We start from the raw sequence: 24,723 nt of genomic DNA, 5'->3' as shown, positions 1-24,723 counted from the left end.
ATAGGCATAAGAATGCACAGAAAAACCCTCTTTTACAAACTATAATCTGTTAAAGGCTTTGCCGCCTGAATCTATTACAAAAACAATTTTGAGGTTCTTACCATGTCAGCGCTTTCCAACTCTGAACAACGTGCCAACCCCATGGGCACTGATGGCTTTGAATTTATTGAATACACGGCTGAAGATACCCAACAACTGGAAGCCCTGTTTTTATCCTTAGGCTTTACTGCTGTAGCCAAGCACAAATCCAAAAAAGTCACTCTTTATCGCCAAGGCGATATCAACTTCATTATTAATGCTGAGCCCGATAGCTTTGCTCAACACTTCGCCCGCAAGCATGGTCCCAGTGTTTGCGCGATTGCTTTTCGGGTAGCCGATGCTGCTGCAGCTTTTAAACGTGCTGTGGAGCTGGGCGCCAAACCGGCAACCAATAAAATTGGCCCCATGGAACTGAATATTCCCGTCATTGAAGGAATTGGTGGCAGTCTTATTTATCTGGTCGACCGCTATGGTGACCAAGATTCCATCTATGATATTGATTTCCAACCCCTCGAAGGTGTTGACCCTCACCCCCAAGGAGTTGGGATGACCTATATCGACCACCTGACGCACAACGTCTATCGCGGCAATATGGATCTCTGGGCTGATTTTTACACCCGCCTCTTCAATTTCAGAGAAATTCGTTATTTCGATATTGAAGGCAAGCTCACCGGACTCAAATCCAAAGCCATGACCAGCCCCTGCGGTAAAATTCGCATTCCCATCAATGAATCTGCCGATGACAAAAGCCAGATTGAAGAATATCTACAGGCCTACCAAGGAGAAGGTATTCAACATATTGCCCTGGGTTGCAGTGACATTTTGGCAACTGTTGAAGAATTACGTGGGCAACAGGTTAAATTCATGACTCCTCCACCCGACACCTACTATGAAATGTTGGATGAGCGCCTGCCTGGTCACGGTGAAGATATTGCACGACTTAAGCAAAATGCTATTTTGATGGATGGCGCCCCCACCCAAGAAGGGGGTCGCCTGCTGCAAATTTTCACCGAAACGGTTATCGGCCCGATTTTCTTTGAACTTATTCAGCGCAAAGGCGATGAAGGTTTTGGTGAAGGCAACTTTCGTGCTCTTTTTGAAAGCATGGAAAGAGATCAAGTACGTCGCGGTGTTTTGGCCGATGATTGAGCAGCCGAACGCTCTAAAAGCGCTAAGCCAATAAAGGCCAATAGCAGCAACCCCAAAGAGGCCAGAGCCGCTTCAACCAAACGGTAACTGGCCGCCAAATCATAAATCAGCCAGGGCAGGGTTCGTTGCTGCGGCTGACCAAAAATGCCAAAGATTGCAAAGTCACCTAAAGCCAGCACGAAACACAGCCCTGCCACCCGCTGCAGGGCTGGTTTCAAAAAGGGCAAAACAACCAAGTGCCAATGCAGACCCCAGGATAAGCCCAGACTTGCAGCCAAACGTTGATAACTGGCCTGATAGTCTTGCACCACAGGTTTCAATTGATAAAACACAAAGGGTAAGGCAAGCAAAGCATTCAACAGAATGACAGCCAACCAGCCCCACTCCAGCCAGTTGATCCGATGCATAAAAAAGATGTAAATCCCCACTGACAAAACCATTCCGGGAATCACCAAATAATGCAGGGCGACCACTTCCAGCAAGCGCTTCCATCTCAGCGATACAAGAGTGACTGACTGCCAGGCCAGCCAAAGCCCCAAGCCTGTTGCTATTAAAGTTGCGCTGACAGCAAAAAGCAGGGACCAACCACTTGCTTGCAATAAGGCCATCCACGGCAGACCATCCAACCCACGACTGAAAGCACGCGGCAACAAGCTCAAAATGGGCAGAGTTAAAAAGAGCAGGACCAGCCCATAAATCAAGCGCCCCACCCATAAAGTCAAAGGATGAGCACTCGGTCGCCAAGCGTCTGCTGAGCTGCTGGGTGCCAGCCACTCCAAACGACTCCAGCGACTAAACAGCCAAAAAAGACCGCCAGCAATTAAAAGCTGCGTCCAGGCCAGAAACAGAGCTTCAGAGGGATTAAAGTTATATTTCAGTGCTTGATAAATAGCGACTTCCAGAGTGCTGGTTGCCGGACCACCACCCAAGGCCAAAACCACCGCAAAACTATTGAAACAAAGCAGAAAAATAAATCCAAACAAACCAGGAAGAAGAGCACGCAAAGCGGGCAATTCCACCAAACAAAAGCGCTGCCAGGGGGTTAAGTGAAGCTGAGCCGCCAACTTCCAAGCAGAAGGAGGAATCGCTGCCCATTGAAAACTGAGCACTCGCAGTGCAAAAGGAAGGTTAAGAAACACATGCGCCAACAAAATGCCGCTTAAACCGTATAGCTGCCAGCCACTGGTTAACCAGGGTGTTAGCCAGCCATTGCGCCCAAAAACCAGCACCAAACCAGTAATCAAGATCAAGCTGGGCATGACAAAACACAGCAAACACCAGCGTAGAAAAACTGCCTTACCCGGTAGCTTTTGATCAAGTGCCAAGGCTCTGGCCAACGGCAGTGCTAAACCAACAGAAAGCAGGCTACTCAGAAAAGCCTGCCAAAGCGTGAAGCGCAACACCTGCCAAAACCAAGGGTCCTGCCAGAGCTGAGTTTCAGGAGTAGCTTCCCAACCCGTCAGCGCCAGCAGAGCCAGTAGGCTGATACCAAAGAGCAAGGTCACAGCCAGCAACAATGGCAAGCGTGGAAAAATACTTGTCACTGGATGCAACCGCCGACACTAGTGCGATAAAAAAGGGAGTCAGGTACGAACTTGTCAGGACGCGTGAATACATCCCTGTAAGCTCTGCCTGCAACTTCCTGTTGCAGACAGCCTGCCAAGCTGCACACTGACTCCCTAGTTAATACGTTAGGAATCCTGCAGACACTCACCGACTCACTGCACTCCGCCATTCCCGAATCCATTGCTGACGTTGCTGGTGGATTTGTTCAGGAGTAAAACCGACAGCTTGCGGCTGGATCAGGTCACCAAAAGCTTCAGGCAGGTCCACGCCTTCAATCACGGGCAGCATCCAGTTGGTCACTGGAAGTATTTCCTGAGCAGTTTCACTCAGCAGGAAGGCTAAAAAATCACCGGCCAATTCTTTTTGCTTCGCATGACGACTGATAGCCGCTACCTCTATCTGACGAGGATGGCCTTCGCTAAACTTAGCCGCCTGATAGCGATCGGTTTCTTCAACAATTTGATGGTAAGCCGGTGAGGTGGTGTAACTCAGCACATAGTCTGCTTCACCCTCAAGGAACAGGCTGTAAGCTTCTGACCAACCTTTAGTGACCGTGACTGTTTGCTGACGCAGTTGACTCCAGGCATCAGCAGTCTCGTCACCATAGAGCGCCTTCATCCAAACCAGGAGCCCCTGACCGGGTGTGCTGGTTCGTGGGTCCTGGTAAATGACTGAAGCATCTGATTCAAGCAAAGCAGCCAAAGAACTCACAGGCTGAGTTGTTTCGGAATCATAAATAAAGGCAAAGTAGCCGAAGTCAAAAGGTAAAAAATCCTTGTCTTGCCAGGCTAACTCAGATTTAAAATTAAAATCTTGTAATTCCAAACCGTGGGGCTGCACCAGATCAAGCGAACGCGCTTCTTCAATCAAGGCATCATCCAAACCCAAAATAACATCAGCCCGCGTAGAGGCTCCTTCAAGGCGCAATCGATTAAGAAGGCTGACACCATCATCCAGGCTGATATATTCCAATTGGCAGGCACACTGAGCTTCAAAAGCTTCTTTTATTTGGGCGCCCGGCCCCCATTCACTGGTAAAAGAGCTATAGGTATAAACCGTAAGTCGATCTGCAGTTGCCAAGGTAGAAAACGAAAAAATCAAGGCAGTTAGCAAGACCCAGCTTGCCAATTTGCCTGAAAAGCAAGATTTCAACATAAAAGTAGCCCGTGTCATCCCACTCCCTACGCCGGTATGATCCGGATCAGGTTCAGCGGGTAGAATTTCTCAGCCAAGTGACTTAAAGTCAGAGGCACCCCGATGAGACAGGCCTTCATTGTACAACAAAAATGCAACTTCACCTGCCCCCCTTACCCCCTGAACTGCAACCCTTGGAAAAGCCAAAGTTTCTTGCCAAAGGCACAGGTAATAGCCACTGGTTGCTGATCACCCGCAAAGGTGAGCTCATCTGGCGTCAATTCGGGCAAGCTCCTGGATGCAACCATGAACGCGAAGCCAAAATTCTTCAGCTACTGCAAAATCGAAGCTGGGTTCCCTGGTTAATTCGCAGCTTACCCAGCCGAGGACTCTTGTTTTACAAAACTCCTGGCGATCACCCCCAGGCGGAAAAACTACGCCCTTCAACCCGTCAAGCGCTCTTGGAAATTCTGGTCGATCTCTGGCAGCAACCTTGTGATCTCCCTGGCATCAACTATGAAGACCTGGTCTTCAGCTATTGGCAAGAAACCGGTTATGCAGCACCTCTGCAACCCTTGGTCGAACAACTCAGAACACTCGCCAACAGGTGGCCTGAACAGCAACAGCTAACCCACCATGATCTGCATCCCGGTAATCTACTTTTGAATGACCAGCATTGGACGCTGCTTGATTGGGAATATGCGGCCCCAGGTAACCCCTGGATTGATGCCGTTGCACTGGATCGTTGGCTGAATTTGTCCGACACTGAAAAAGAACATTTAATCAGGGCCTTGCCGGATTTGGGCCTGGACAACCCCTGGCAAGCAATGACGAACTGGCTGGAAGGACTGGATCAACTCTGGCAGGCTGCAAGGACCCGGCAACAGGAGTAACTATGCGTCTTTACCGTTTCCTGCGTTACTTTATTCGTTTACTGGTACGCCTTTACTTTCTGCGCGTTGACTCCAGCAACAAAGAAGCTGTGCCCCCTTCAGGGCCGGTTATTTTGGCTGCCAACCATCCCAGCTCCATTCTCGACTCAGTATTACTAGCAACCGAATTGACCCGCCCGGTTAACTATCTGGCCAAAAGTGAACTCTTTCGATCACCCGTATTGGCACGTATATACACCTGGCTGGGGGCCATACCCATTCGTAGAGGAAAGGGTGAAACGGCCAAACGCGAAGCCTTTGAACAGGTCTATTTACGGTTGGAGGAAGGCAAGTGTGTAGGTATTTTTCCCGAAGGGCGCAACTCTCCCCATCTACAGCTGGCTAACCTGCGCTCGGGAACCGCACGCATGGCGCTGGAAGTGGAAGCCCGTAACAACTATCAACTGGGTTTGCAGGTCGTTCCCGTTGGCATCAACTTCCAAAACCGGGAACTCTTTATGTCTTCGGTGCTGTTACGCTTTGGAGAAGCTGTGCAAGTAGCTGATTTCGTACAGTTGCATCGTAAAGATCCCGAAGAAGCCATCCTCCAACTCACGCGTCATCTGGAACAAAAGCTACGCCAGCAAGCCAACCACCTTGAAGACCTAAGGCTGGGTCAGCTTATTGAAGACCTGGGCGGTGTTTATCAGCAAGCCGTAGCCAACCGGCATCAGCCCTCCAACACAGCAACACCCTCAGGGCACTGGGGACGCATCTGGCACTGGCTTATCGGCTGGTTTCGGCCCAGCCCTGTTGAACTGGATAACCTGCAAGAGCTTTTTGAAGGGCGCAGCCAACTCAATCAAGCTCTTTCCCGAGCCAGTCTGCTGGAACCCGAACTGGTGGACGAGTTAAACAGACAAGTAATCCGCTACAAGGATCACCTGCGTCAGCTCAATCTAAGGGATGACCTTGACCAGAATTTTGCCCAGCCGCTCAAAGAAAGGTTATTACGCTTGCGCATGACCCTCTATGCCCTGGGCATGGCGCCCTTTGCAGCTTACGGCGTTTTGCATAACCTTTGGCCCTGGCTAATCGCCCGTTTTTTCGGCAAACGCTTTCATGATGAAGCCCTGAGAACCTTCGCCTACTTTGGCGTTGGCCTGGCAGCCTTTATAGGCACCTACCTGATTTTTGGCTTTTGGCTATGGCGATTTACTGATCGCAACCTAACTGGCAGCCTGATCTATCTGGCGACCCTACCCCCCACAGGCCTGATCGCCCTCCACTACCGAACACGCATCACCCAGTATCGTCATAAAATTCTGGTGCGCACCTTCCTACTCAAGCGTGAAAGCCTGATGAACAAACTGGAAGATGAGCGCCAAAAAATTGTTCGACTACTGGAAAAACTCCATGAGCGCTATGGTGATCCGCAAGGTTTTTAACCTAAAAAGCCGGCACGACCGCACCTTGATATTGGTTGTTGATAAACTCACGTACCGCTTCGGTTTTTAAGGCTGCAACCAGTTGTTTGAGAGCAGGATTGTCTTGGCGGTCTTCATGAGCAACCAGGATGTTGACATAGGGTGAGTCACTACCTTCCATGATCAGGGCATCTTCTGTTGGATTCAGTCCTGCTTCCAAAGCATAGTTGGTGTTGATCAGTGCCAAGTCCACCTGACCCAGAATACGTGGCAGGGTGGCAGCTTCCAATTCACGGAAACGCAGGCGTTTGGGGTTGTCTTGGATATCCCTTGGGCTGGCAGTGATGCCTGCATCAGGGTCCAAGGTAATCAAGCCCGCAGCTTCTAACAGTAGGAGTGCTCGCCCACCATTGGTTGCATCATTGGGCAAGGCTATCTGGGCCCGGCTGGGTAAGTCATCCAGTGATTGGTGACGCTCAGAATAGGCTCCAAAGGGCTCAACATGAACGCCAGCTACACTAACCAACCGGGTACCGCGGCTTTCATTGAAGTTGGTCAGGTAAGGCTGATGCTGGAAAAAGTTGGCATCCAGGCGACCCTCATTAACCTGGGTATTAGGCTGCACATAGTCAGTAAAGACCCTAACCTGTAGGTCCACTCCCTGCTCGGCCAATGTTGGCTTTAAAAATTCCAGAATCTCTGCATGGGGAACAGCTGTCGCTGCAACCTGAAGTGTCTGGGCTTGTGCCTGCATAGAGAAGGCAACCAACGCCAGCAGGCCGGTCAAGATTTTTTTCATCAATAAGTCTCCTTGTGAGAGAGGTCTAGCAGCCGGGTAGGCTTATTTTCGTGAATAGTGCACTACCAGCCGATCACCGACCGACTGAAGGATCTGCACCAAGACTAATAACAACAGGACAGTAACAACCATGACATCAGTCTGGAAGCGCTGATAACCAAAGCGAATAGCCAGGTCACCCAAGCCTCCAGCACCCACAACCCCAGCCATTGCCGTATAGGACACAAGGGTGATGGCTGTCACGGTGGTGGCAGCAATAATACCGGGACGCGCTTCCGGCAACAAAGCATTAAAAATTATTTGCTTAGTCGTTGCGCCCATCGCTTGGGTGGCTTCAATAATGCCTCTATCCACTTCGCGCAAAGCAGTTTCTACCAAGCGTGCAAAGAAGGGAGTGGCACCCACCACCAAGGGAGGAATAGCGCCAGCAACACCGAGCGAGGTTCCTGTAATCATGACCGTCACCGGAATCATCACTATCAGTAGTATGATGAAAGGCAATGACCGTAGGATATTGGTTATTAACGACAAGATGGCATAAAAACCCTTTTGCTGAAAAAGCTGCTTAGGGCCGGTTAAAAACAAGAGCACACCCAAAGGCAAGCCGAAAATCACTGTAAAAAGCAAAGACCCACCCAGCATCAACAGTGTCTCAAGAGTGGCGATACCTATCTCATACCAGTCCACATTAATCAGTAAGGCTTCCATTAGCGCATAACCTCCAGGTGAACATCAGAGGCTGACAAGAGCTCCATTGCCTGCTCCAGCTCTCCGCCATTAAAGGCAACGATCAACTGTCCATAGGGAACTTCACGTATACGATCTATCCTGCCGCTTAGGATGGTAAAATCCACACCCGCCTCTCGAGCGACCCGCCCCAACAAGGGTTCATAAGTCGTTTGTCCGTGAAAGGTGAGGCGCAGAATACGACCTTCAACCTGAGCAAAATCAGCATGCAGTTCTTGCTCGTCAATTTGCTCAGCTTCTTGGACAAAGCGCTTGGTTGTTGGGTGCTGAGGATGCAAAAACACCTCTGCAACGGGTCCCTGCTCAACAATAAAACCAGCATCCAACACGGCAACCTGATCACAGATTCGGCGGATTACATCCATTTCATGGGTAATCAATACCAGTGTCAAACCCAGGTCACGGTTAATTTCAGCGAGTAGCTGTAAAACCTGACCCGTGGTCTGAGGGTCCAGGGCGCTGGTGGCTTCGTCACAAAGCAGGATTTTTGGGTCTGTAGAAAGGGCACGTGCAATCCCAACCCTCTGCTTTTGCCCACCCGATAACTGGGCTGGGTATTTGTTGGCATGCTCTTCAAGCCCAACCCTTTTGATCAGGCTCGCCACCTTGTCAGCAATAGCTGAAGAAGACATTTGACCAGCCAGTTTCAAGGGCATGGCCACATTCTCAGCCACTGTTTTTGATGACAGCAAATTAAAGTGCTGGAAGATCATACCCACCTGACGTCGGAAGGCACGCAGGCCTTCAGCTTGTAGGCTGGTTACCTCCTGGCCAGCAACTTCGATACGCCCACCACTGGGTTCTTCCAGGCGGTTGATCAAGCGTAGAAGTGTGGATTTACCTGCTCCTGAATGACCAATCAGGCCGTAAATTTGTCCGGCAGGAATTTCAAGATCACAGGGTTGAAGAGCCGGGATCATCCGGCCTTCGGTTTTGTAGGCCTTGTGGACCTGATGAAATTTAATCACTGGAATTACCTTTGGCTTCCCAAAAAACAGAATCCCGGCACCTGGCCGGGATTCGACACTCATTAGTTGCTTTAGGGCCTAGTCTTCAGAAGACTCTTGATCAGCACTTCCTGTTGCTTCCAGATCACCATCTTCATCAAGGGCTTCTTCAACATCTTGCACCCGAACGGTTCCACACAGGGCTTCTTCTTCAGCCAAGCTGATGAGTTTTACGCCCTGAGTGTTACGCGAAGTGATGGAGACTTCATCAACACGTGTGCGCACCAGGGTGCCCCGGTTGGTGATCAGCATCATTTCTTCACCATCTTCCACCTGAATCGCGGAAACCAGAGCACCATTGCGGGCACTGGTTTGCATGGCGATCACACCCTGACCACCACGACCCCGCAAGGGGAATTCCTGCAGGCGTGTACGCTTACCATAGCCATTTTCAGAAGCAGTGAGGATATAAATCGGACGTTCGCCTTCCTGCACAGTAACCGGTGCATCAGTGATGGTTTCTTCCTGACCTTCTTCACCCTCGGTTTCTGCATCGATTTCAGTGGAGCGGGGAATAATCAGGCTAATGACTTCTGCATCTTCAGGCATGCGCACACCGCGAACACCGCGTGCTGTACGACCCATCGCCCGGACATGATTTTCTTCAAAGCGAATGGCCTTGCCAGCGCTGGTGAAGAGCATCACATGGTCACTACCATAGGTAATGGCCGCACCGACCAGACGGTCGCCTTCATCCAGATCCAAAGCAATCAAACCATTGGAGCGCGGACGCGAGAACTGATCCAGAGTGGTTTTCTTAACCGTGCCCCGAGCCGTTGCCATAAATACAAAGTGGTCTTCAGGATAATCACGGACCGGCAGGATGGTGGTGATCTGTTCACCCTCTTCCAACGGTAAGAGGTTAACCAGCGGCCTGCCACGTGAACCCCGGCTACCGGTAGGCACATCATAAACCTTCAGCCAGTAGACCTTACCACGGGTTGAGAAGAGCAGAATGGTGTCATGCGTTGAGGCCACCAATAGATGCTCAATGACATCTTCATCTTTCATCGCCGTGGCCGATTTACCGCGACCACCTCGACGCTGGGCACGATAATCACTCAGCGGCTGGGTTTTGGCATAACCGGTACGCGACAGAGTAAACACCATGTCTTCTTCTGCAATCAGGTCTTCCATGGAGAAGTCCTGACGGCTGGCAATGATTTCACTGCGACGCTTATCAGCATATTCATTGCGAATAGCGGCCAGCTCTTCACGGATCACCTGCATCAGCAATGCAGGATCGGCCAGAATGGCCAGGAATTCAGCAATTTTATCCAGTAGCTCGCGGTATTCAGTCAGGAGTTTTTCGTGCTCCATGCCGGTCAGGCGATGCAGACGCAGATCCAGGATCGCTTGTGCCTGAACGGGTGAAAGGCGGTAGCTCTGCTGATTTTCAGACAGACCCATGCCTTCTTCCAGACCATCGGGTTTACAGGCATCAGCACCGGCACGCTCCAGCATCTGGACCACCTGGCCGGGTTGCCAATCTCTGGCCAGCAAAGCTTCCTTGGCTTCAGCGGAAGAAGGCGATGCCTTGATCAGTTCGATGATCGGATCAATATTACTCAGAGCAATCGCCAGGCCCTCGAGTACATGACCCCGCTCACGTGCCCTGCGCAATTCATAAACGGTACGGCGAGTGACCACTTCCTGGCGGTGACGAATAAAGGCTTCAAGCAACTGCTTGAGGTTCAACAGCATGGGTTGGCCATCTTTCAGGGCCACCATGTTGATGCCAAAGACATTTTGCAGAGAGGTTTGTGTAAAGAGGTTGTTGACCAACACCTCTGGCGACTCGCCTTTTTTGACCTCAATAACGATGCGCATGCCGTCTTTGTCCGACTCATCACGCAATTCAGCAATGCCTTCGATTTTCTTTTCTTTAACCAGCTCGGCAATCTTTTCGATCTGGCGCGCCTTGTTGAGCTGATAAGGAATTTCAGTAAAGACGATCGCTTCGCGGCTGCCGATGGTTTCAAAGTGATGCAGGGCACGCATGTAAATACGACCCCGGCCCGTACGATAGGCTTCAACAATACCGGCCTTGCCATTGATGATCGCGCCCGTGGGGAAGTCAGGACCAGGAATGTATTCCATTAAATCATCAATGGTCAGATCAGGGTCATCGATCAGTGCCAGGCAACCATCGACCACTTCACCCAGGTTATGCGGTGGAATATTGGTCGCCATGCCCACAGCAATACCTGCAGAGCCATTGACCAGCAGGTTGGGAACGCGCGTTGGCAGGACTTCAGGAATTCGCTCGGTGCCATCGTAGTTGTCAACGAAGTTAACCGTTTCCTTGTCCAAGTCAGCCAGCAATGAATGGCTCATTTTAGCCATGCGAATTTCGGTATAACGCATGGCGGCAGGAGAATCGCCATCGATGGAACCAAAGTTACCCTGCCCATCGACCAGCATATAGCGAAGGGAAAAAGGCTGAGCCATACGGACAATAGTGTCGTAGACTGCCGAGTCGCCGTGCGGGTGGTATTTACCGATCACATCACCAACGACACGCGCTGACTTCTTATAGGGTTTATTCCAATCATTATTCAGCTCGTGCATGGCAAAAAGAACACGGCGGTGTACCGGTTTCAGGCCATCACGAACATCAGGCAGGGCGCGTCCGATAATGACGCTCATCGCGTAATCAAGATAGGACTGCTTAAGCTCGTCCTCGATATTGACTGGATGAATCTCTTTGGCGATTTCAGCCATGCATCTTCGTCCTTCTGCGGTTGTATGATAACCGGACAAGTATACCCTGTTGTGGTCTTCAGGTCATGGTCATGCAGCTTTTTTGCGGAAAATCCAGTAAGATAAAAAAAGCCCTAACGCAACAAACACTAATGTAGAAGGAGTCTGTCGATGAGCAGCTCAAATGAAATTACCAAAGCCCGCGCCCTTTCAGAGCTTCGCCAATTCCTTAAAAAGCTGTTGTTGGAGCCCGGCACCCTGGAAACCACCCTGGAAATAGCCAAGCGTCACTATGGCGACCACAAGATGCTCGACAAGGTGGCCGAAGACATTACCAATGAAACTCTGGTTAAAATTCCCGAAGATCCAGAAGAACGCAGCGAAGCGGACAAGCTATTTTTGGAGCTTCTCAAAGAAGTGGTTGAGGAAAGTCAGGCACTTTATTAAGCAAGCCTTTTGTCTACAACGGCCAGGGTGACAGAAGCCCTGGCCAGTAGCCTATCCCAGCGCTGATCGGCAAAAAGATCAGATTCAACAATAATCAGACTACGTCCAGGTTTGATAACACGGGCACGGCAATTCAGCTCTTTGCCCAGGACAGGCCTCAAAAGACTGATTTTAAAATCAGCCGTCAGCACCAACTGCCCTTCACCAATCAGCGTGGCCCCAGCTGCTCCACCGGTATGATCTGTCAGCGTACACTGGACACCGGCATGCACATAACCGTCCTGCTGCTGATGGTCTTCACGCACAGGCAAGCGGGTTTCACAATAACCCGGTGCTACTTCTACCGTCTGCAATCCCAAAGCACGCGCAAAAGGAGCCGCCTGGAGAATACGCTCAACTTCTTGATGATAGTTGGGGTTGGCCGGTTGAAAGTCAGCTGACATAGGCTTTTCCTTGTTGTTGTTTACCAACAGCCTATATCAGCCCCAGCAAAGAAAACACCAGCAAACACGACCTGCTAGTCAGCAAATAGTTTGATTGAATCCGCGCCAACAACAGTTCACTATTTACACTCAAGTGCGATAGTAAGCCAACTTTTTTTGAATCTGATCGCAAGAAGTCAGTAAGGCTTCACTTTGAGCACTTACTTCTTCCATTTTGCCAAGATTAAATTCGGATGAATCATGGATGAGGGAGATCTTCTCACTGATATCAGCAGAAACCTGGCTTTGTTGCATTGCCGCACTAGCAACCTGAACGTTAACGCTATTGATTTGATCTAGAGTCGCAAGAATGTTTTTAAAGGCTTCTCCTGAAACATCTGCTTTGCCAACATTCTTCTGCATCTGCTCTTGTGCATCAGCCATTAGTTTACGAGCACGACCAACTGCTAGCTGCATACGATCAATCATTTGTCGTATTTCTTCGGTAGAACTTTGCGTTCTGCTAGCTAGTGAGCGCACTTCATCAGCCACTACAGCAAAACCACGTCCGTGATCACCGGCTCTTGCTGCTTCTATCGCAGCATTCAGTGCCAACAAATTCGTTTGCTCAGCAATATCGTTAATTACTTCAAGAACTACTGTGATTGACTGGCTTGCTTCCGACAACTCTGAAGTTACCTCTACAAGCGTTTCGGTGCCTTTTGCCTGCTCATTGATTCCTCCAACCAGCTCATCCATCAAGCTACTCCCTTCACTCGCCAACTGAACAGCTTTTTCTGATGCTTGCTCACCTTCCCGGGCATGTTCAGCTACTGAGCGTGCAGAGTGATGCATTTCCTGGATAGCTGTGGCTACCTGCTCTGTACTTTCATTCTGATTTCGTAGTGATTCAGTAGATTCGCGACTAATGACCTTTAGCTGATCAACCGACTTTGCCAAAGGTGTCAAACTGTTTGTGGTATCCCGAATACTGCCCTGTAGACGTTCTAGTAGCTTATCGAAACTTCGCGCCATATGCCCTAGTTCATCCCGGGCAGTGGAATTGAAGCGCCGTGTCAGATCTCCACCACCTTCTGCAAGATCTTCAAGAGCATGGATAGTCAGTTCGAGTGGCCGCACAACCATACGGCGCAAGAGCACCACTAATAATAAACTCAACAGAGTACCTGCCGCTGCCAGAGTCAGTAGGATAGTACCTGAAGCCTGCAGAATACGCTGTTGCACTTCTTGAACAGGGTAACCGGCAACAATCTGGTACCCCCAAGGTGTAAACTGCTGTTCATGTAATATCCAATTACCTGTGTTTTCTAACCCTTCCTGAATCTCGCCAGTTTGAAGGTGCTCTGAATGAAAACGCAGGTTGCCGCGAGCATCCAGCAGTGCAACGAAACCGCTATCAAGGATACGGGTTGCAGCAATAACATTATTCAAGGTATTTAAATCAGCTGAATAACCAACATAAGCAATACCAATTACTTGTCCTTGTTGATTATGGATAGGCTCATAACCAGTCAAGAAAGGGTTACCAAGAATATCCACTTGACCATAAAAGGCTTCTCCTTCCAGCAAGGCACGAATAGCAGCTCCCTGAGGATCCAACAAAGTACCTATGGCTCGCTCCCCATCGGCCCGACGAACATTAGTTGAAACACGAACAAAATCATCGCCTCTTCGACTAAATAGAGTTGCCGTGCCTCCCATGATACGAGTTAGGCCATCCACTAAATCATAATGCTCTGCCTGAGCTTGATCTCCAATAAAAAGCTGGGGCACCGCCTGATCGTTAATTTGAACTGAAGGTCCTTGGTCAGGTATGCCCTGCTCCTCTATCCGCTCTATTAACAGTGCCATGCTACTTTTAACTCGCTCAGCCATAATACTGTCAGTTACTTCAAGGAGTCGGTCGAGCTCTTGCATCACTTCTTGGGTTTGGTTATCTGCCGCTTCAGTGATTTTTTGTTGCTCCTGCCAAGCAAAAAATACCACAGCTGAAAAAGTCATTAATGCAATGATCAAAACTGTGGATAGCAATATTTTTTTCTGTAAAGACATAAAAAAAACCCTTAATTAGCATTGATGCGTTCCAACGTTCAACCAAAGTATTAACTTAATCTTTTTATTGATCTGCATCAGAAAAAATTTGTAATCCGGCTTACAAATAAGAAAGCCTTATGTACAGCATAAAAATAGCTCGCTCATCCTTACTGCCTGATAACCTGAAAAAAACAGCGCTGGTCAGCAGCTACAAACTTATTGAGAACTTAAAAACAGCGGCAGGGCTTGGGAACAACTAAACCAAAACCGGCTAGATCAATCTAGCCGGTTTTTTTGGGTTATTACAAGAGAACCGGTATATTTATCAAGCTCGGGTCCAGGTGGTCCCGTCTTTGCTGTCTTTGAGAATAATGCCTTGGGCTGCAAGATCATCCCTTATTCGGTCGGCTTCAGCAAAGTTTCTTTCTTGCTTGGCCATCAGGCGTTTTTCAATCAGGGTTTCGATGACATCCGGATTGATGCTGGCAGCTTCTGTTTGCCCCTGAAGGAAATCTTTCGGTTCCTGTTGCAGCAGGCCCAGAATAGCGCCCAGTTCTTGAAGTTCACCAGCCAAAGCAGCGGCCAGTTGAGTGTCTTCGCCTTCTCTCGCTCGATTGACTGCGCGTGTCAGATCGAAGAGTACGGCCAGAGCTTCTGGTGTGTTGAAATCATCATCCATGGCAGCATAGAAGTCTTGTCGCCATTGGCCCTGTTCATTGACACGTTGTGGATAAACAACCGTTTCTATGCCATCCAGCGCGGTATAGAAACGCTCTAAGGATTTACGAGCATCCTTCAGTGCCGTATCGGCATAGTTGATTGCCGAACGATAGTGGCTGGATAGCAGCAGATAGCGCACCACTTCTGGGTCATGAGCCTCCAGGATTTCACGGATAGTGAAGAAGTTACCGAGGGATTTGGACATCTTTTCTTCATCCACACGCACCGCTCCGGCATGCATCCAGGTATTGACGTATTTCTGACCCGTGGCAGCTTCACTTTGAGCAATTTCGTTTTCATGATGAGGAAAAGGCAAGTCGGGTCCGCCACCATGAATATCAAAGGTATTGCCCAGGCAGCAGGTCGACATGGCTGAGCATTCGATATGCCAACCAGGACGCCCATCACCCCAGGGTGAAGGCCAGCTGGCTTCACCGGGTTTGGCCGCTTTCCAGAGTACAAAGTCCAGGGGGTCTTCTTTGAAACTATCCACTTCAACACGAGAACCGGCTTGCAGCTCATCCAGCTTGCGATTGGTCAGCTGACCATAGCCTTCAAACTTGCGGACTCGATAATAGACATCACCGTTTTCAGCCGCATAGGCATAGCCCTTGTCTTCCAGGGTTTTGATCAGGTTTAGAATATCTTCAATATGGGCTGTAGCACGGGGTTCAATATCCGGACGTAGGACACCCAGACGCGCCTCGTCTTCGTGCATGGCAGTAATCATGCGTTCGGTCAACTGGCTGATTTCTTCACCATTTTCATCAGCGCGCTTGAGGATCTTGTCATCTATGTCGGTGATATTGCGGACATAGGTGACCTCATAGCCCCGTTCACGTAGGTAGCGGGTAATCATATCGAAAACCACCATCACCCGGGCATGCCCCAAATGACAAAGGTCATAGACAGTAACACCACAGACATACATTTTGATCTTGCCTGCTTCCAGGGGTGTCAGTGGTTCTTTTTTACGGCTCAGGGTGTTGTAAACGCTTAGTTGAGGTAAAGAGGTCATTTTAGCCCTGCTTTTTCTGCATTTTAGCCCAGGAGTCCTTCAGGCTGACTGTACGGTTAAAGACAAGTTTACCGCCTGCGTCAAGCGGTTGATGATCACGGCGATCGGCACAGAAATAACCCACGCGTTCAAACTGAAAATGATCTTCGGGCCGTGCCTGTGCCAAAGAAGGTTCGCAAACCGCTTGGACGACTTCGAGTGATTCAGGATTCAGGTGCTCCAGGAAGTCCTTGTCTTTATCGGCATCGGGGCTTTCCACCTGAAAGAGGTTGTCATACAGGCGTACTTCAGCCGGAACACCTTTAGTAGCGCTCACCCACTGAATAACACCCTTAACCTTACGCCCTTCAGGATTCTTGCCCAGGGTGTCGGGATCATGTGAACAGCGCAGTTCAATAATCTCACCCTGCTCATCCTTGATGACTTCATCACAGCGAATCACCCAGGCATTACGCAGACGCACTTCTTTACCAGGGGCAAGCCGGAAGAACTTTTTCGGTGGATCTTCCATAAAGTCATCCCGGTCAATATACAGCTCCTTAGTAAAGGGTAGCTGACGTTCGCCCAGGTCTTCACGAGCTGGGTGGGAGGGTGCAGTCAAGGTTTCTTCACGACCTTCGTCCCAGTTGGTGATCACCACCTTCAAGGGGTTAAGTACTACCATCGCCCGGCGTGCTGAGTGTTCCAAATCATTGCGCAGGGCAAAGTAAAGCATGTTGATGTCCACAACACCACCGGCGCGATTCACCCCAACCAAGTCACAAAAGTCGCGGATTGATTTGGGCGTAAAACCCCGGCGACGCATCCCGGACAGGGTCGGCATTCGCGGATCATCCCAGCCTTCAACAATGCTTTCATCGACCAAGAGCTTGAGTTTGCGTTTGGAAGTAACTGTATAGTTGAGATTAAGACGCGCAAATTCAGTCTGCACTGGCTTGCATGGCACTGGCAGGTTATTCAAAAACCACTCGTAAAGCGGGCGATGATCTTCAAATTCCAGCGTACACAAAGAATGAGTAATGCCTTCGATAGCATCTGACTGACCATGGGTAAAGTCATAGCTGGGGTAGATGCACCAGCGATCACCTGTTTGGTGGTGATGTGCATGGCGAATGCGATAAAGAATGGGGTCACGCAGGTTGATATTAGGAGCGGCCATATCAATCTTAGCCCTTAGCACCTTGGCACCATTGGGGTAGTCACCAGCACGCATTTTTTCAAATTCGGCCAGGTTTTCCTCAACACTGCGATTGCGGAAGGGGCTGTTTTTACCTGGCTCAGTCAAGGTGCCACGGTATTCACGCATCTGCTCGGCATCCAGCTCGCAGACATAGGCCTTGCCTTCCTTGATCAGGTGGAGCGCCCAGTCATACAGCTGGTCAAAATAATTGGAAGCAAAACGTACTCCGCCCGCCCATTCGAAACCCAGCCAGTTGATATCCTCTTTAATGGCATCAATAAATTCCTGGCTTTCTTTTTCAGGGTTGGTGTCATCAAAACGCAGGTGACAATCACCACCAAACTCTGCCGCAATTCCAAAGTTCAGGCAGATGCTTTTGGCGTGGCCGACATGCAGGTAACCATTGGGTTCAGGAGGAAAGCGGGTCACGACTTTTTGTTGCTGACCTGCTTCACGCTGCTGTTGAATCATGTTGCGGATAAAGTTGGTTGCAGCAGAAATTTCGGCCTGGCTCATAGCTCTCGCTTCTTAACGGGTTGGTGAATAAAAGCAAAGACAGTTATTATAACAGGATGCTTGTTTTTATTCCCAACTCATGGAGTTAGTACAGTGTCTGATAGCAACCCACAGGTTCGCCTGACCACCAACAAGGGTGACATTACCCTGGAACTCAACGCAGAAAAAGCCCCCAAGACTGTTGCCAATTTTATCAGCTACGTCGAAAGCGGCCATTATGACGGCACCATTTTCCACCGGGTCATTAGTAACTTCATGATTCAGGGCGGTGGTTTTGACGAAGACTTCAACCAAAAGCCAACCCAGGCACCCGTTGAAAATGAAGCTGACAATGGTCTTTCCAATGTAACGGGTGCTGTTGCCATGGCCCGCACCATGGACCCCCACTCAGCCAGCGCTCAGTTCTTCATCAATGTCAAAGACAATGATTTCCTTAACCACAGCGGTAAAAGCATGCAAGGCTGGGGTTATGCTGTCTTTGGTCAGGTTGTTGAAGGCATGGATGTTGTTGAAGCCATCAAGGGTGTTGCCACAGGTAACAAGATGGGCCACCAGGATGTGCCCAAGGAAAATATTGTGATTGAGAAAGCAGAAGTCGTTCAGTAATTCATGCTGCTGTTCATTTCTGACTTACACCTGCAAGAAGAACGCCCCCGGTTAACCCGGGGGTTTTTCACTTTTTTGGAAGAGCAGGCCCCTGAAGCCGAAGCCCTCTATATTCTCGGCGATTTTTTTGATGTCTGGATTGGCGACGATGCCATGACCGCTTTTCATCAGGAAGTTGCTGCTGCCTTAAAGAAGTTGACCGATCAGGGAACCTCAGTCTACCTGATGCATGGCAACCGGGATTTCGCCTTGGGGCAGAAATTTTGCCGCCAAGCGGGCTGCACCCTGTTACCCGACCCCAGTGTAATTGTGCCTTTTGGTGAGCCTCTACTTCTTATGCACGGCGATCTGCTCTGTACAGATGATGTGGACTACCAACGCATGCGACGTGTTTTCCGTAACCCTCTGGTTCAGTTCTTCCTACTCAAGCTACCCATCAGTTTTCGACGTAAGTTGGCCGCTCAAACGCGTAAAACCAGCAAAAAAGCTTCGCGGATGAAAGCAGAAGACATCACTGATGCTCATCCTCAGGCTATCAATGATTATTTACAAAACCACGCCGTAAAAACATTAATTCATGGGCATACCCACCGACCAGACATTCATGACGAACCAGCGGGAAAACGTTATGTATTGGGCGACTGGAGTGATGATCAGGGCTGGAAGCTGGTCATGACCCGTGAAACTCTTAAGTTACTTTCTTTTCATTTCTAAACCGCAAATCACTTGCAGTCCCAGACAAGCCAACTAATCTGAAAGTAAATATTCAGAGGCAATCCCAATGCGGCTAGCACTGGCGCAAGAAACTCCTCCTGTTTCCGTAGATGCAGCACTTGAGAGGCTAGAACAATTATGTTTTCAGGCCAACCAAGCAGGTGCAGATTTACTATTGACCCCTGAAATGAGCCTGACAGGTTATCAGTTACGCCTGGATGAACTGCAAGACTGGTCAGAAACCCCCTTGCTTGGCCCACTAACCAACAGAGCCAGTGAACTGGCCAAGAAGTATCATCTGGCTGTCGTTGTTGGTTACCCCGAGCGCTCCAGCTATCTTTATCCCTACAACTCAGCTTTGCTTCTTTCCAATGAAGGAGAACCGTTACTCAACTACCGAAAAACCCATTTGTTTGGTGAATTGGACCGCTGTCGCTTTCAAGCCGGTGAGCAGTTGATGAAACCTATCAACCTCCACGGCTGGTCGGTTAATCTGGCTATCTGCTATGATGTCGAGTTCCCGGAAGTAGTGCGCAGTCTGGCACTTAAAGCGACCCAGTTGCTTCTGGTTCCTACCGCCAACATGCACCCTTATACCAGTATTCCCCTGCGTCAAATTCCCGTTCGTGCAGAAGAAAATGGCATCTGTCTGGCTTATGCCAACTACACAGGCCGAGAAGGTCAGTTAGAGTTTTGTGGGCTTTCTTGTGTATGCGATTCCTGCGGAAAAGATCTGGGCCGCCTGAATGCTCTCCCCGACCTCTTGATCGTTGATCTGGATACAGAACAACTCCTCAACAGTCGCCACGCTACCTATCTTGCTGATCGGAGACCCGAGCTTTATGACTAAAGCTTTTTCCATGTATGGTCCAGACTTTACCTTTGCTTATGATGATTGGTTGGCACATCCCGGTGGTTTGGGCAAAATCCCTGAACACCAACAGGGGCAGCCTGTTGCCATTATAGGCGCAGGCATTGCCGGCCTGGTTGCAGGCTATGAGTTGATGAAACTAGGCTTGAAGCCCATTTTCTACGAAGCCGGGCGTATTGGCGGTCGCCTGCGTTCAGCCGAATTTGAGGGTTCTGAAGGCATCATTGCAGAACTGGGTGGTATGCGTTTTCCCGAATCCTCGCGTGCCTTTCATTACTATCGTGAGCTTTGTCAGTTGGATAAGGCCCCTTTTCCCAACCCCTTAACTGAAGCCGCTGGCTCAACAGTCATCGAGCTTGAAGGTCAGCGCTATTACGCCCAAAAGCTTGAAGACCTGCCGCCACTCTTTCAAGAGGTGGCAACTGCCTATGACCAGGCTTTAGAAGAGCAGGCTGATTTTTCACGTTTACAGGCCGCCATAGCAGCAAGAGATTCAACAACCATTAAAAGCATTTGGAATCCCTTGGTTAAAGAGTGGGATGAACGCACTTTTTATGACTTTATCGCTTCTTCGCAAGCGTTTCGTAAACTCAGCTTTCATCACCGCGAGGTCTTCGGACAAGTCGGCTTTGGTACCGGCGGTTGGGATTCGGATTTCCCTAATTCCATGTTGGAAATCTTACGCGTCAATGCCACCCGCTGCGATGATGATCAATACCTCATCCCCGGAGGAGCTGAACAGCTGCCTCGGCGGCTCTGGCAGAAAACACCCGATCACTTGACCTACTGGCCAACAGGAACCAGCTTACAAAAACTGAATCAGGGGGCTCCACGGCCAGCAGCCCGCAAAATACATCGCAATTCTGATCAGCAACTCACCATCACCGATGCCAATGGTCACCAGGATAGTTTTGCTGCCGTTATTGCCACCTGCCAAAGCTGGCTGCTCACTACTGCAATCGATACCCAGGAGGATTTATTCAGTCACAAACTCTGGATGGCGCTGGATCGAACCCGCTATATGCAGTCATCGAAAACCTTCGTCATGACAGACCGACCTTTTTGGAAAGCCAAGCACCCCAAAACAGGGGAGGACCTAATGTCCATGACTCTGACCGATCGTCATACCCGGGGCACCTATTTGTTTGATCAGGGTGATGATCAGCCAGGTGTGATCTGCTTGAGCTATGCCTGGATGTCGGATGCTCTAAAAGTGATGCCACTAACTGCTGAAAGGCGTGTTCAGCTAGCTCTGCAAGCCCTGAAAAAGATTTATCCCGATGTCGATATCGCCAGTCATCTGTTGGGTAACCCCATCACCATCAGTTGGGAAAAGGACCCCAATTTTCTAGGCGCCTTTAAAGGTGCCCTTCCCGGGCATTACCGCTATAACCATCGTATGCACAGTCACTTTATACAAAAGGATTTTCCAGCACACCAGCAAGGACTCTTTCTGGCTGGTGATGATATTAGCTGGACGCCTGCCTGGGCTGAAGGGGCCGTGCAAACAGCACTTAATTGTGTCTGGGGCGTTCTCAATCATCTGGGCGGTGAAGATCATCCAGACAACCCCGGCCCTGGTCAACAGCCTGAAGCCTGCCTGCCTCTTCGATTGGATGACTGACCAATAATTGCACCATTTTAGCGCAAGATCTAAACCCAACCCCAGCAAACGGGCAGGAATTTGCACTAAATTGGTGATCAATCTTGCTTTAAGCCTCTGAAATGATGCCTAACCTACTGAAATAAGGTTATTTTCATAGGTGGTACAGCTTTTGCTATATAGACATCATAGCTTGATACAAATCAATAAGAATAAAACTCCCCGCTTCCATCACTCTTACACAATTGGAGAAATAGCAATGACGCTATTGCAAAGCCATAAAATGAATCTGTCCAGTGCAGAAAGACGTTGGTTACCCGTCTTTGGAGGCAACGGAAAGCTCAAACTTGGCTGGAGTTGTTTTCTGAACCGCGAACTCTACCCAGTTATTGAACAGGTTTTTGAAGGAATTGCTTCCACCCGCGTTAAGCTACTTTTCGAATGGACAGAAAGCCATTGGCAGACCCTGCATGAGCTGGCAGAAAAGCTAGAAATCAGTGATCAAAGTAAAATGCAGGAGCAGTTACTAGCTAAGAAAGAACAACTCTCTGCCTTATCCGAACTCTTTTTTATTAGCAAGGATGGCGAAATCCTTGCTTCCACCGCCTCAGGCCGCTCCGGTAACCTCCATCAAGGCCCAACGCTGGGCAGCGCCTTACAACAAGGCTTGAACAGTCCTTTTCTGCATGGCCCCTACTCAGATCAAACCACGCTAGAGCTGGGTCCCTCCTCATCCAGTTTCCATGACGCCATGACTCTGATGTTCTATCAGCCAGTGGTTAAAGACGGGCAAGCAGTCGGCTGTCTTTGCGCCCGCGTCCCCAATGATGTACTGGGTGACCTGATCCAACGTGAAGCAGGCCACGTCTACCCTGAATCAGGTGACAACTACATCTTTATGGTCGAGTCACGCTTTGACCAGTCGATTCTGCCAGGAACTGCTTTATCGCGCTCACGCTTTGAAGACAGTACCTTTTCTCATGGTGAAAATCTTAAAGAAGGCATTCACACTAAGTGGGGTACTGTGAGCGTCCAAAAACACACAGAATTGGAACTGCGCTTCACCGACCCGGCAACAGGCAACCTTCACCCAGGTGTCAGAGAAACTATAAACAATGGTAGCAACCTGTTTATCACCTACCCAGGCTATTCAGATTACCGCCACATTCCTGTTATTGGTAAAGGGGTCACTTTTCAGCTTCCCGGCTCACCCGATAAATGGGGCATGATGTGCGAAGGTGACTTAGAAGAAGTTTATCGCCGTCGTTCAATCAGTGTCAGCCTGATGAATACCTACTTGCTAACCGTAGCAGGCTTTTTAGGGGCCACCACCCTGCTGCACAGCTATGCACCACTGGGCGACCTCTCAACACTGGCCGCCAATACGTTGCTTTTAGGCATATCAGCCTGGATCTTTTCTAATCTTGGTCCTAAGCGTGTGGCAGAACGCCTGCGCAATACCACCAAAATTATCCGCACTATTGCAGAAGGTGAAGGCAATCTAAGACAAAGACTGGATACCGAAAAACTCTCTAAAGACGAAAGCGGCAGCATGGGCCGCTGGTTCAACAGCTTTCTGGACAGCCTTGATGGCATCATGGGGCAAGTCATCCACACCACGGAAGCAGTTAAAGAAAACAATGACATCATGCTGGAAAGAACCCAGGAAGCCAGTCACACCAGCCAGGAAGTGAACCAGGTGATAGGACGCATGCTGAGTCTGGTTGAAGAGCAGGTGAATGAAATCAGCCAGGCTACTGAAACCGCCAACACTATGAAAACAGCCATGGATGAGGTGGTCGAAAAAGCCAGAGAACAGTTCGAAAGTGCCAGAACCAGCACCCTCAGTATCCGCAAAGTTGTCGATACCACCGCGCAAAGAGTTCAGAAATTGGACAGCCGCATGGGTGAAATTGGTGATATCGTCGAAATGATTACCGAAATTACCAATCAAACCAACCTCTTGGCTTTGAATGCAGCAATTGAAGCCGCTCGTGCTGGAGAAGCTGGACGAGGCTTTGCGGTTGTTGCTGATGAAGTACGCTCTTTGGCAACAAGAACTGCAGAAGCAGCAGGAGACATTCGTGAAACAGTCACCGGCCTGCAGAACGAAACCCGCAGCGCTGTTGAGTATATGGAAGATGGCGTCAAAGAAGTTGATATCCGCCTAAAAGAAGCTGAAAACAACACTTCTGAAAACCAAGAACTTCACCAGGCTGTTGAGCAGATGTTTACCATTATTACTCAACTCAGTGAACGCAGTGAGTTTTATGGCTCTTCAATTCGCCAGGTTGAAGTGGCTTCAGGTGAGATGCTCAGTGTTATGGATGAGCTGCAGAACTCTGCAAACCATGTTCGCTACTCGACCCAAACCCTCCAACAGCTGGTTGGTAAATTTACCGTCAGCCAGCAAAAGTAAAGGTTTCTTCAGGAGTACTTGCCCTTTGCCAGCTCACAAGAGCTGGCTTTTTATTGCCAACTACCCTGGGCTCAATCAACCTTTCTGACAGGTTCCAGATACATCAGCCACCTGGCCAGATTTTTTGGCTCATCCCAATCAATTTGTGAAACCTAATCAACAGGCATAAAAAAACCCCCAGCTTTGAGCTGGGGGTTTTTCTTTAATAAGTGCCTGACGATGACCTACTTTATTCGCACCTTCCCTGGTGCTCACCCTGCGGGCCGTCCTTCGACCGTTCTGATGGGTTCCAGACCCATCAGTCACATGCCATGTTCAAGTAGGTTTTCTGACCATAAAAAAACACCCCTTGAGAGTTATCTCAAGGGGTGTTTTTGGTAGAAGTGCCTGACGATGACCTACTTTCACATGGGGAAGCCCCACACTATCATCGGCGCTGAGCGGTTTCACTGCTGAGTTCGGCAAGGGATCAGGTGGTTCCCACTCGCTATTGTCGTCAGGCGTAACTGGTTGGTTGCTGGCGGTGTTACTAAGGCCAACAGCCTAAAAAGGGGCAAGCAATCTCGTTCGCTTCGTCAAAGCATCATCTGTTTCGTATCCGGTTTACGTCGTTTCAGTACCGCTTAAAACCGTTTGGGTGTTATATGGTCAAGCCTCACGGGTCATTAGTACCGGTTAGCTCAATGCATTGCTGCACTTCCACACCCGG

General features: G+C 49.5%; 19 protein-coding genes, 1 rRNA gene and 1 riboswitch. Of the genes, 9 read left to right on the top strand and 11 right to left on the bottom strand.

Going from position 1 to position 24,723, the window contains the following annotated elements; genetic code table 11:
* The first annotated feature begins 102 nt into the window (after positions 1-102).
* A complete protein-coding gene (hppD, locus tag BM185_RS00105; RefSeq protein ID WP_091957535.1) occupies positions 103-1,188 on the top strand; it encodes a 4-hydroxyphenylpyruvate dioxygenase in 1,086 nt (361 codons plus the stop codon).
* Here the strand turns inward: hppD and BM185_RS00100 are convergent.
* Positions 1,155-2,732, bottom strand: a complete 1,578-nt coding sequence (locus BM185_RS00100; RefSeq protein WP_177203416.1) for an ABC transporter permease subunit — start codon at positions 2,730-2,732, stop codon at positions 1,155-1,157. The genes hppD and BM185_RS00100 overlap by 34 nt on opposite strands.
* 166 nt (positions 2,733-2,898) lie before the next feature.
* Complete coding sequence (gene thiB, locus BM185_RS00095) at positions 2,899-3,909, bottom strand: thiamine ABC transporter substrate binding subunit (protein ID WP_091959807.1); 1,011 nt, start codon at positions 3,907-3,909, stop codon at positions 2,899-2,901.
* A gap of 6 nt (positions 3,910-3,915) precedes the next feature.
* Positions 3,916-4,021, bottom strand: a riboswitch (TPP riboswitch).
* A 19-nt stretch (positions 4,022-4,040) separates the two neighbouring features.
* Between thiB and BM185_RS00090 the strand changes: the two genes are divergently transcribed.
* Positions 4,041-4,781 carry a phosphotransferase gene (locus BM185_RS00090; protein ID WP_091957530.1) on the top strand — a complete coding sequence of 247 codons (741 nt, stop codon included), beginning with the start codon at positions 4,041-4,043 and terminating at the stop codon, positions 4,779-4,781.
* Positions 4,782-4,783: 2 nt separating this feature from the next.
* A complete protein-coding gene (locus tag BM185_RS00085; RefSeq protein WP_091957527.1) occupies positions 4,784-6,208 on the top strand; it encodes a 1-acyl-sn-glycerol-3-phosphate acyltransferase in 1,425 nt (474 codons plus the stop codon).
* 1 nt (position 6,209) lies between these two features.
* Here the strand turns inward: BM185_RS00085 and BM185_RS00080 are convergent, their stop codons facing one another.
* From BM185_RS00080 to gyrA, 4 genes are all read right to left on the bottom strand, one after another.
* Positions 6,210-6,986, bottom strand: a complete 777-nt coding sequence (locus BM185_RS00080) for a MetQ/NlpA family ABC transporter substrate-binding protein (protein WP_091957525.1) — start codon at positions 6,984-6,986, stop codon at positions 6,210-6,212.
* A gap of 42 nt (positions 6,987-7,028) precedes the next feature.
* Positions 7,029-7,694 (bottom strand): methionine ABC transporter permease, encoded by a 666-nt coding sequence (locus BM185_RS00075; protein ID WP_091957523.1) that lies wholly within the window; start codon positions 7,692-7,694, stop codon positions 7,029-7,031.
* Positions 7,694-8,701 (bottom strand): methionine ABC transporter ATP-binding protein, encoded by a 1,008-nt coding sequence (locus BM185_RS00070; protein WP_091959804.1) that lies wholly within the window; start codon positions 8,699-8,701, stop codon positions 7,694-7,696. Before BM185_RS00070 ends, BM185_RS00075 begins: the two co-directional genes overlap by 1 nt.
* 78 nt (positions 8,702-8,779) lie before the next feature.
* On the bottom strand, positions 8,780-11,464 hold the full coding sequence (gyrA, locus tag BM185_RS00065) for a DNA gyrase subunit A (RefSeq protein ID WP_091957520.1): 2,685 nt from the start codon (positions 11,462-11,464) through the stop codon (positions 8,780-8,782).
* 150 nt (positions 11,465-11,614) lie between these two features.
* Here gyrA and BM185_RS00060 point away from each other — a divergent pair, with 150 nt between their 5' ends.
* Positions 11,615-11,890 carry a hypothetical protein gene (locus tag BM185_RS00060; RefSeq protein ID WP_091957518.1) on the top strand — a complete coding sequence of 92 codons (276 nt, stop codon included), beginning with the start codon at positions 11,615-11,617 and terminating at the stop codon, positions 11,888-11,890.
* Here BM185_RS00060 and BM185_RS00055 read toward each other — a convergent pair.
* The 4 genes from BM185_RS00055 to BM185_RS00040 form a co-directional block, all read right to left on the bottom strand.
* Positions 11,887-12,333, bottom strand: a complete 447-nt coding sequence (locus BM185_RS00055) for a PaaI family thioesterase (RefSeq protein WP_091957516.1) — start codon at positions 12,331-12,333, stop codon at positions 11,887-11,889. The two genes, BM185_RS00060 and BM185_RS00055, sit on opposite strands and share 4 nt — an antisense overlap.
* 129 nt (positions 12,334-12,462) lie before the next feature.
* Positions 12,463-14,385 carry a methyl-accepting chemotaxis protein gene (locus tag BM185_RS00050; protein ID WP_091957515.1) on the bottom strand — a complete coding sequence of 641 codons (1,923 nt, stop codon included), beginning with the start codon at positions 14,383-14,385 and terminating at the stop codon, positions 12,463-12,465.
* Positions 14,386-14,692: 307 nt separating this feature from the next.
* Positions 14,693-16,105, bottom strand: a complete 1,413-nt coding sequence (gene cysS, locus BM185_RS00045) for a cysteine--tRNA ligase (protein ID WP_091957513.1) — start codon at positions 16,103-16,105, stop codon at positions 14,693-14,695.
* A 1-nt stretch (position 16,106) separates the two neighbouring features.
* Positions 16,107-17,801, bottom strand: a complete 1,695-nt coding sequence (locus tag BM185_RS00040; RefSeq protein WP_091957511.1) for a glutamine--tRNA ligase/YqeY domain fusion protein — start codon at positions 17,799-17,801, stop codon at positions 16,107-16,109.
* A 93-nt stretch (positions 17,802-17,894) separates the two neighbouring features.
* Here BM185_RS00040 and BM185_RS00035 point away from each other — a divergent pair, with 93 nt between their 5' ends.
* From BM185_RS00035 to BM185_RS00015, 5 genes are all read left to right on the top strand, one after another.
* On the top strand, positions 17,895-18,407 hold the full coding sequence (locus tag BM185_RS00035; RefSeq protein ID WP_091957508.1) for a peptidylprolyl isomerase: 513 nt from the start codon (positions 17,895-17,897) through the stop codon (positions 18,405-18,407).
* Between the two features lie 3 nt (positions 18,408-18,410).
* Complete coding sequence (locus tag BM185_RS00030; RefSeq protein ID WP_091957506.1) at positions 18,411-19,121, top strand: UDP-2,3-diacylglucosamine diphosphatase; 711 nt, start codon at positions 18,411-18,413, stop codon at positions 19,119-19,121.
* A gap of 67 nt (positions 19,122-19,188) precedes the next feature.
* Complete coding sequence (locus BM185_RS00025) at positions 19,189-19,971, top strand: carbon-nitrogen hydrolase family protein (RefSeq protein ID WP_091957503.1); 783 nt, start codon at positions 19,189-19,191, stop codon at positions 19,969-19,971.
* Positions 19,964-21,616, top strand: coding sequence for a flavin monoamine oxidase family protein (locus BM185_RS00020; protein WP_091957500.1), 1,653 nt, complete (start codon positions 19,964-19,966; stop codon positions 21,614-21,616). The genes BM185_RS00025 and BM185_RS00020 overlap by 8 nt, the downstream gene beginning before the upstream one ends.
* A gap of 238 nt (positions 21,617-21,854) precedes the next feature.
* Positions 21,855-24,014: a methyl-accepting chemotaxis protein gene (locus tag BM185_RS00015; protein ID WP_091957498.1), complete on the top strand. Its 2,160-nt coding sequence runs from the start codon at positions 21,855-21,857 to the stop codon at positions 24,012-24,014.
* 385 nt (positions 24,015-24,399) lie between these two features.
* Here the strand turns inward: BM185_RS00015 and rrf are convergent.
* Positions 24,400-24,515, bottom strand: a 5S ribosomal RNA gene (gene rrf, locus BM185_RS00010).
* Positions 24,516-24,723: the final 208 nt, after the last annotated feature.

Source organism: Marinospirillum celere (assembly GCF_900112235.1).
GTDB lineage: Bacteria > Pseudomonadota > Gammaproteobacteria > Pseudomonadales > Halomonadaceae > Marinospirillum > Marinospirillum celere.
This window is presented reverse-complemented; position numbering and strand designations above follow the sequence as displayed.

What these genes read in the sequence shown, in the direction of transcription:
- BM185_RS00040 (WP_091957511.1), bottom strand. Translation starts at nt 17,801, where the DNA reads ATGAGCCAGGCCGAAATTTCTGCTGCAACCAACTTTATCCGCAACATG.
- gyrA (WP_091957520.1), bottom strand. Translation starts at nt 11,464, where the DNA reads ATGGCTGAAATCGCCAAAGAGATTCATCCAGTCAATATCGAGGACGAG.
- hppD (WP_091957535.1), top strand. Translation starts at nt 103, where the DNA reads ATGTCAGCGCTTTCCAACTCTGAACAACGTGCCAACCCCATGGGCACT.
- BM185_RS00090 (WP_091957530.1), top strand. Translation starts at nt 4,041, where the DNA reads ATGCAACTTCACCTGCCCCCCTTACCCCCTGAACTGCAACCCTTGGAA.
- BM185_RS00020 (WP_091957500.1), top strand. Translation starts at nt 19,964, where the DNA reads ATGACTAAAGCTTTTTCCATGTATGGTCCAGACTTTACCTTTGCTTAT.
- BM185_RS00060 (WP_091957518.1), top strand. Translation starts at nt 11,615, where the DNA reads ATGAGCAGCTCAAATGAAATTACCAAAGCCCGCGCCCTTTCAGAGCTT.
- thiB (WP_091959807.1), bottom strand. Translation starts at nt 3,909, where the DNA reads ATGTTGAAATCTTGCTTTTCAGGCAAATTGGCAAGCTGGGTCTTGCTA.
- BM185_RS00025 (WP_091957503.1), top strand. Translation starts at nt 19,189, where the DNA reads ATGCGGCTAGCACTGGCGCAAGAAACTCCTCCTGTTTCCGTAGATGCA.
- cysS (WP_091957513.1), bottom strand. Translation starts at nt 16,105, where the DNA reads ATGACCTCTTTACCTCAACTAAGCGTTTACAACACCCTGAGCCGTAAA.
- BM185_RS00030 (WP_091957506.1), top strand. Translation starts at nt 18,411, where the DNA reads ATGCTGCTGTTCATTTCTGACTTACACCTGCAAGAAGAACGCCCCCGG.
- BM185_RS00080 (WP_091957525.1), bottom strand. Translation starts at nt 6,986, where the DNA reads ATGAAAAAAATCTTGACCGGCCTGCTGGCGTTGGTTGCCTTCTCTATG.
- BM185_RS00055 (WP_091957516.1), bottom strand. Translation starts at nt 12,333, where the DNA reads ATGTCAGCTGACTTTCAACCGGCCAACCCCAACTATCATCAAGAAGTT.
- BM185_RS00085 (WP_091957527.1), top strand. Translation starts at nt 4,784, where the DNA reads ATGCGTCTTTACCGTTTCCTGCGTTACTTTATTCGTTTACTGGTACGC.
- BM185_RS00015 (WP_091957498.1), top strand. Translation starts at nt 21,855, where the DNA reads ATGACGCTATTGCAAAGCCATAAAATGAATCTGTCCAGTGCAGAAAGA.
- BM185_RS00075 (WP_091957523.1), bottom strand. Translation starts at nt 7,694, where the DNA reads ATGGAAGCCTTACTGATTAATGTGGACTGGTATGAGATAGGTATCGCC.
- BM185_RS00050 (WP_091957515.1), bottom strand. Translation starts at nt 14,385, where the DNA reads ATGTCTTTACAGAAAAAAATATTGCTATCCACAGTTTTGATCATTGCA.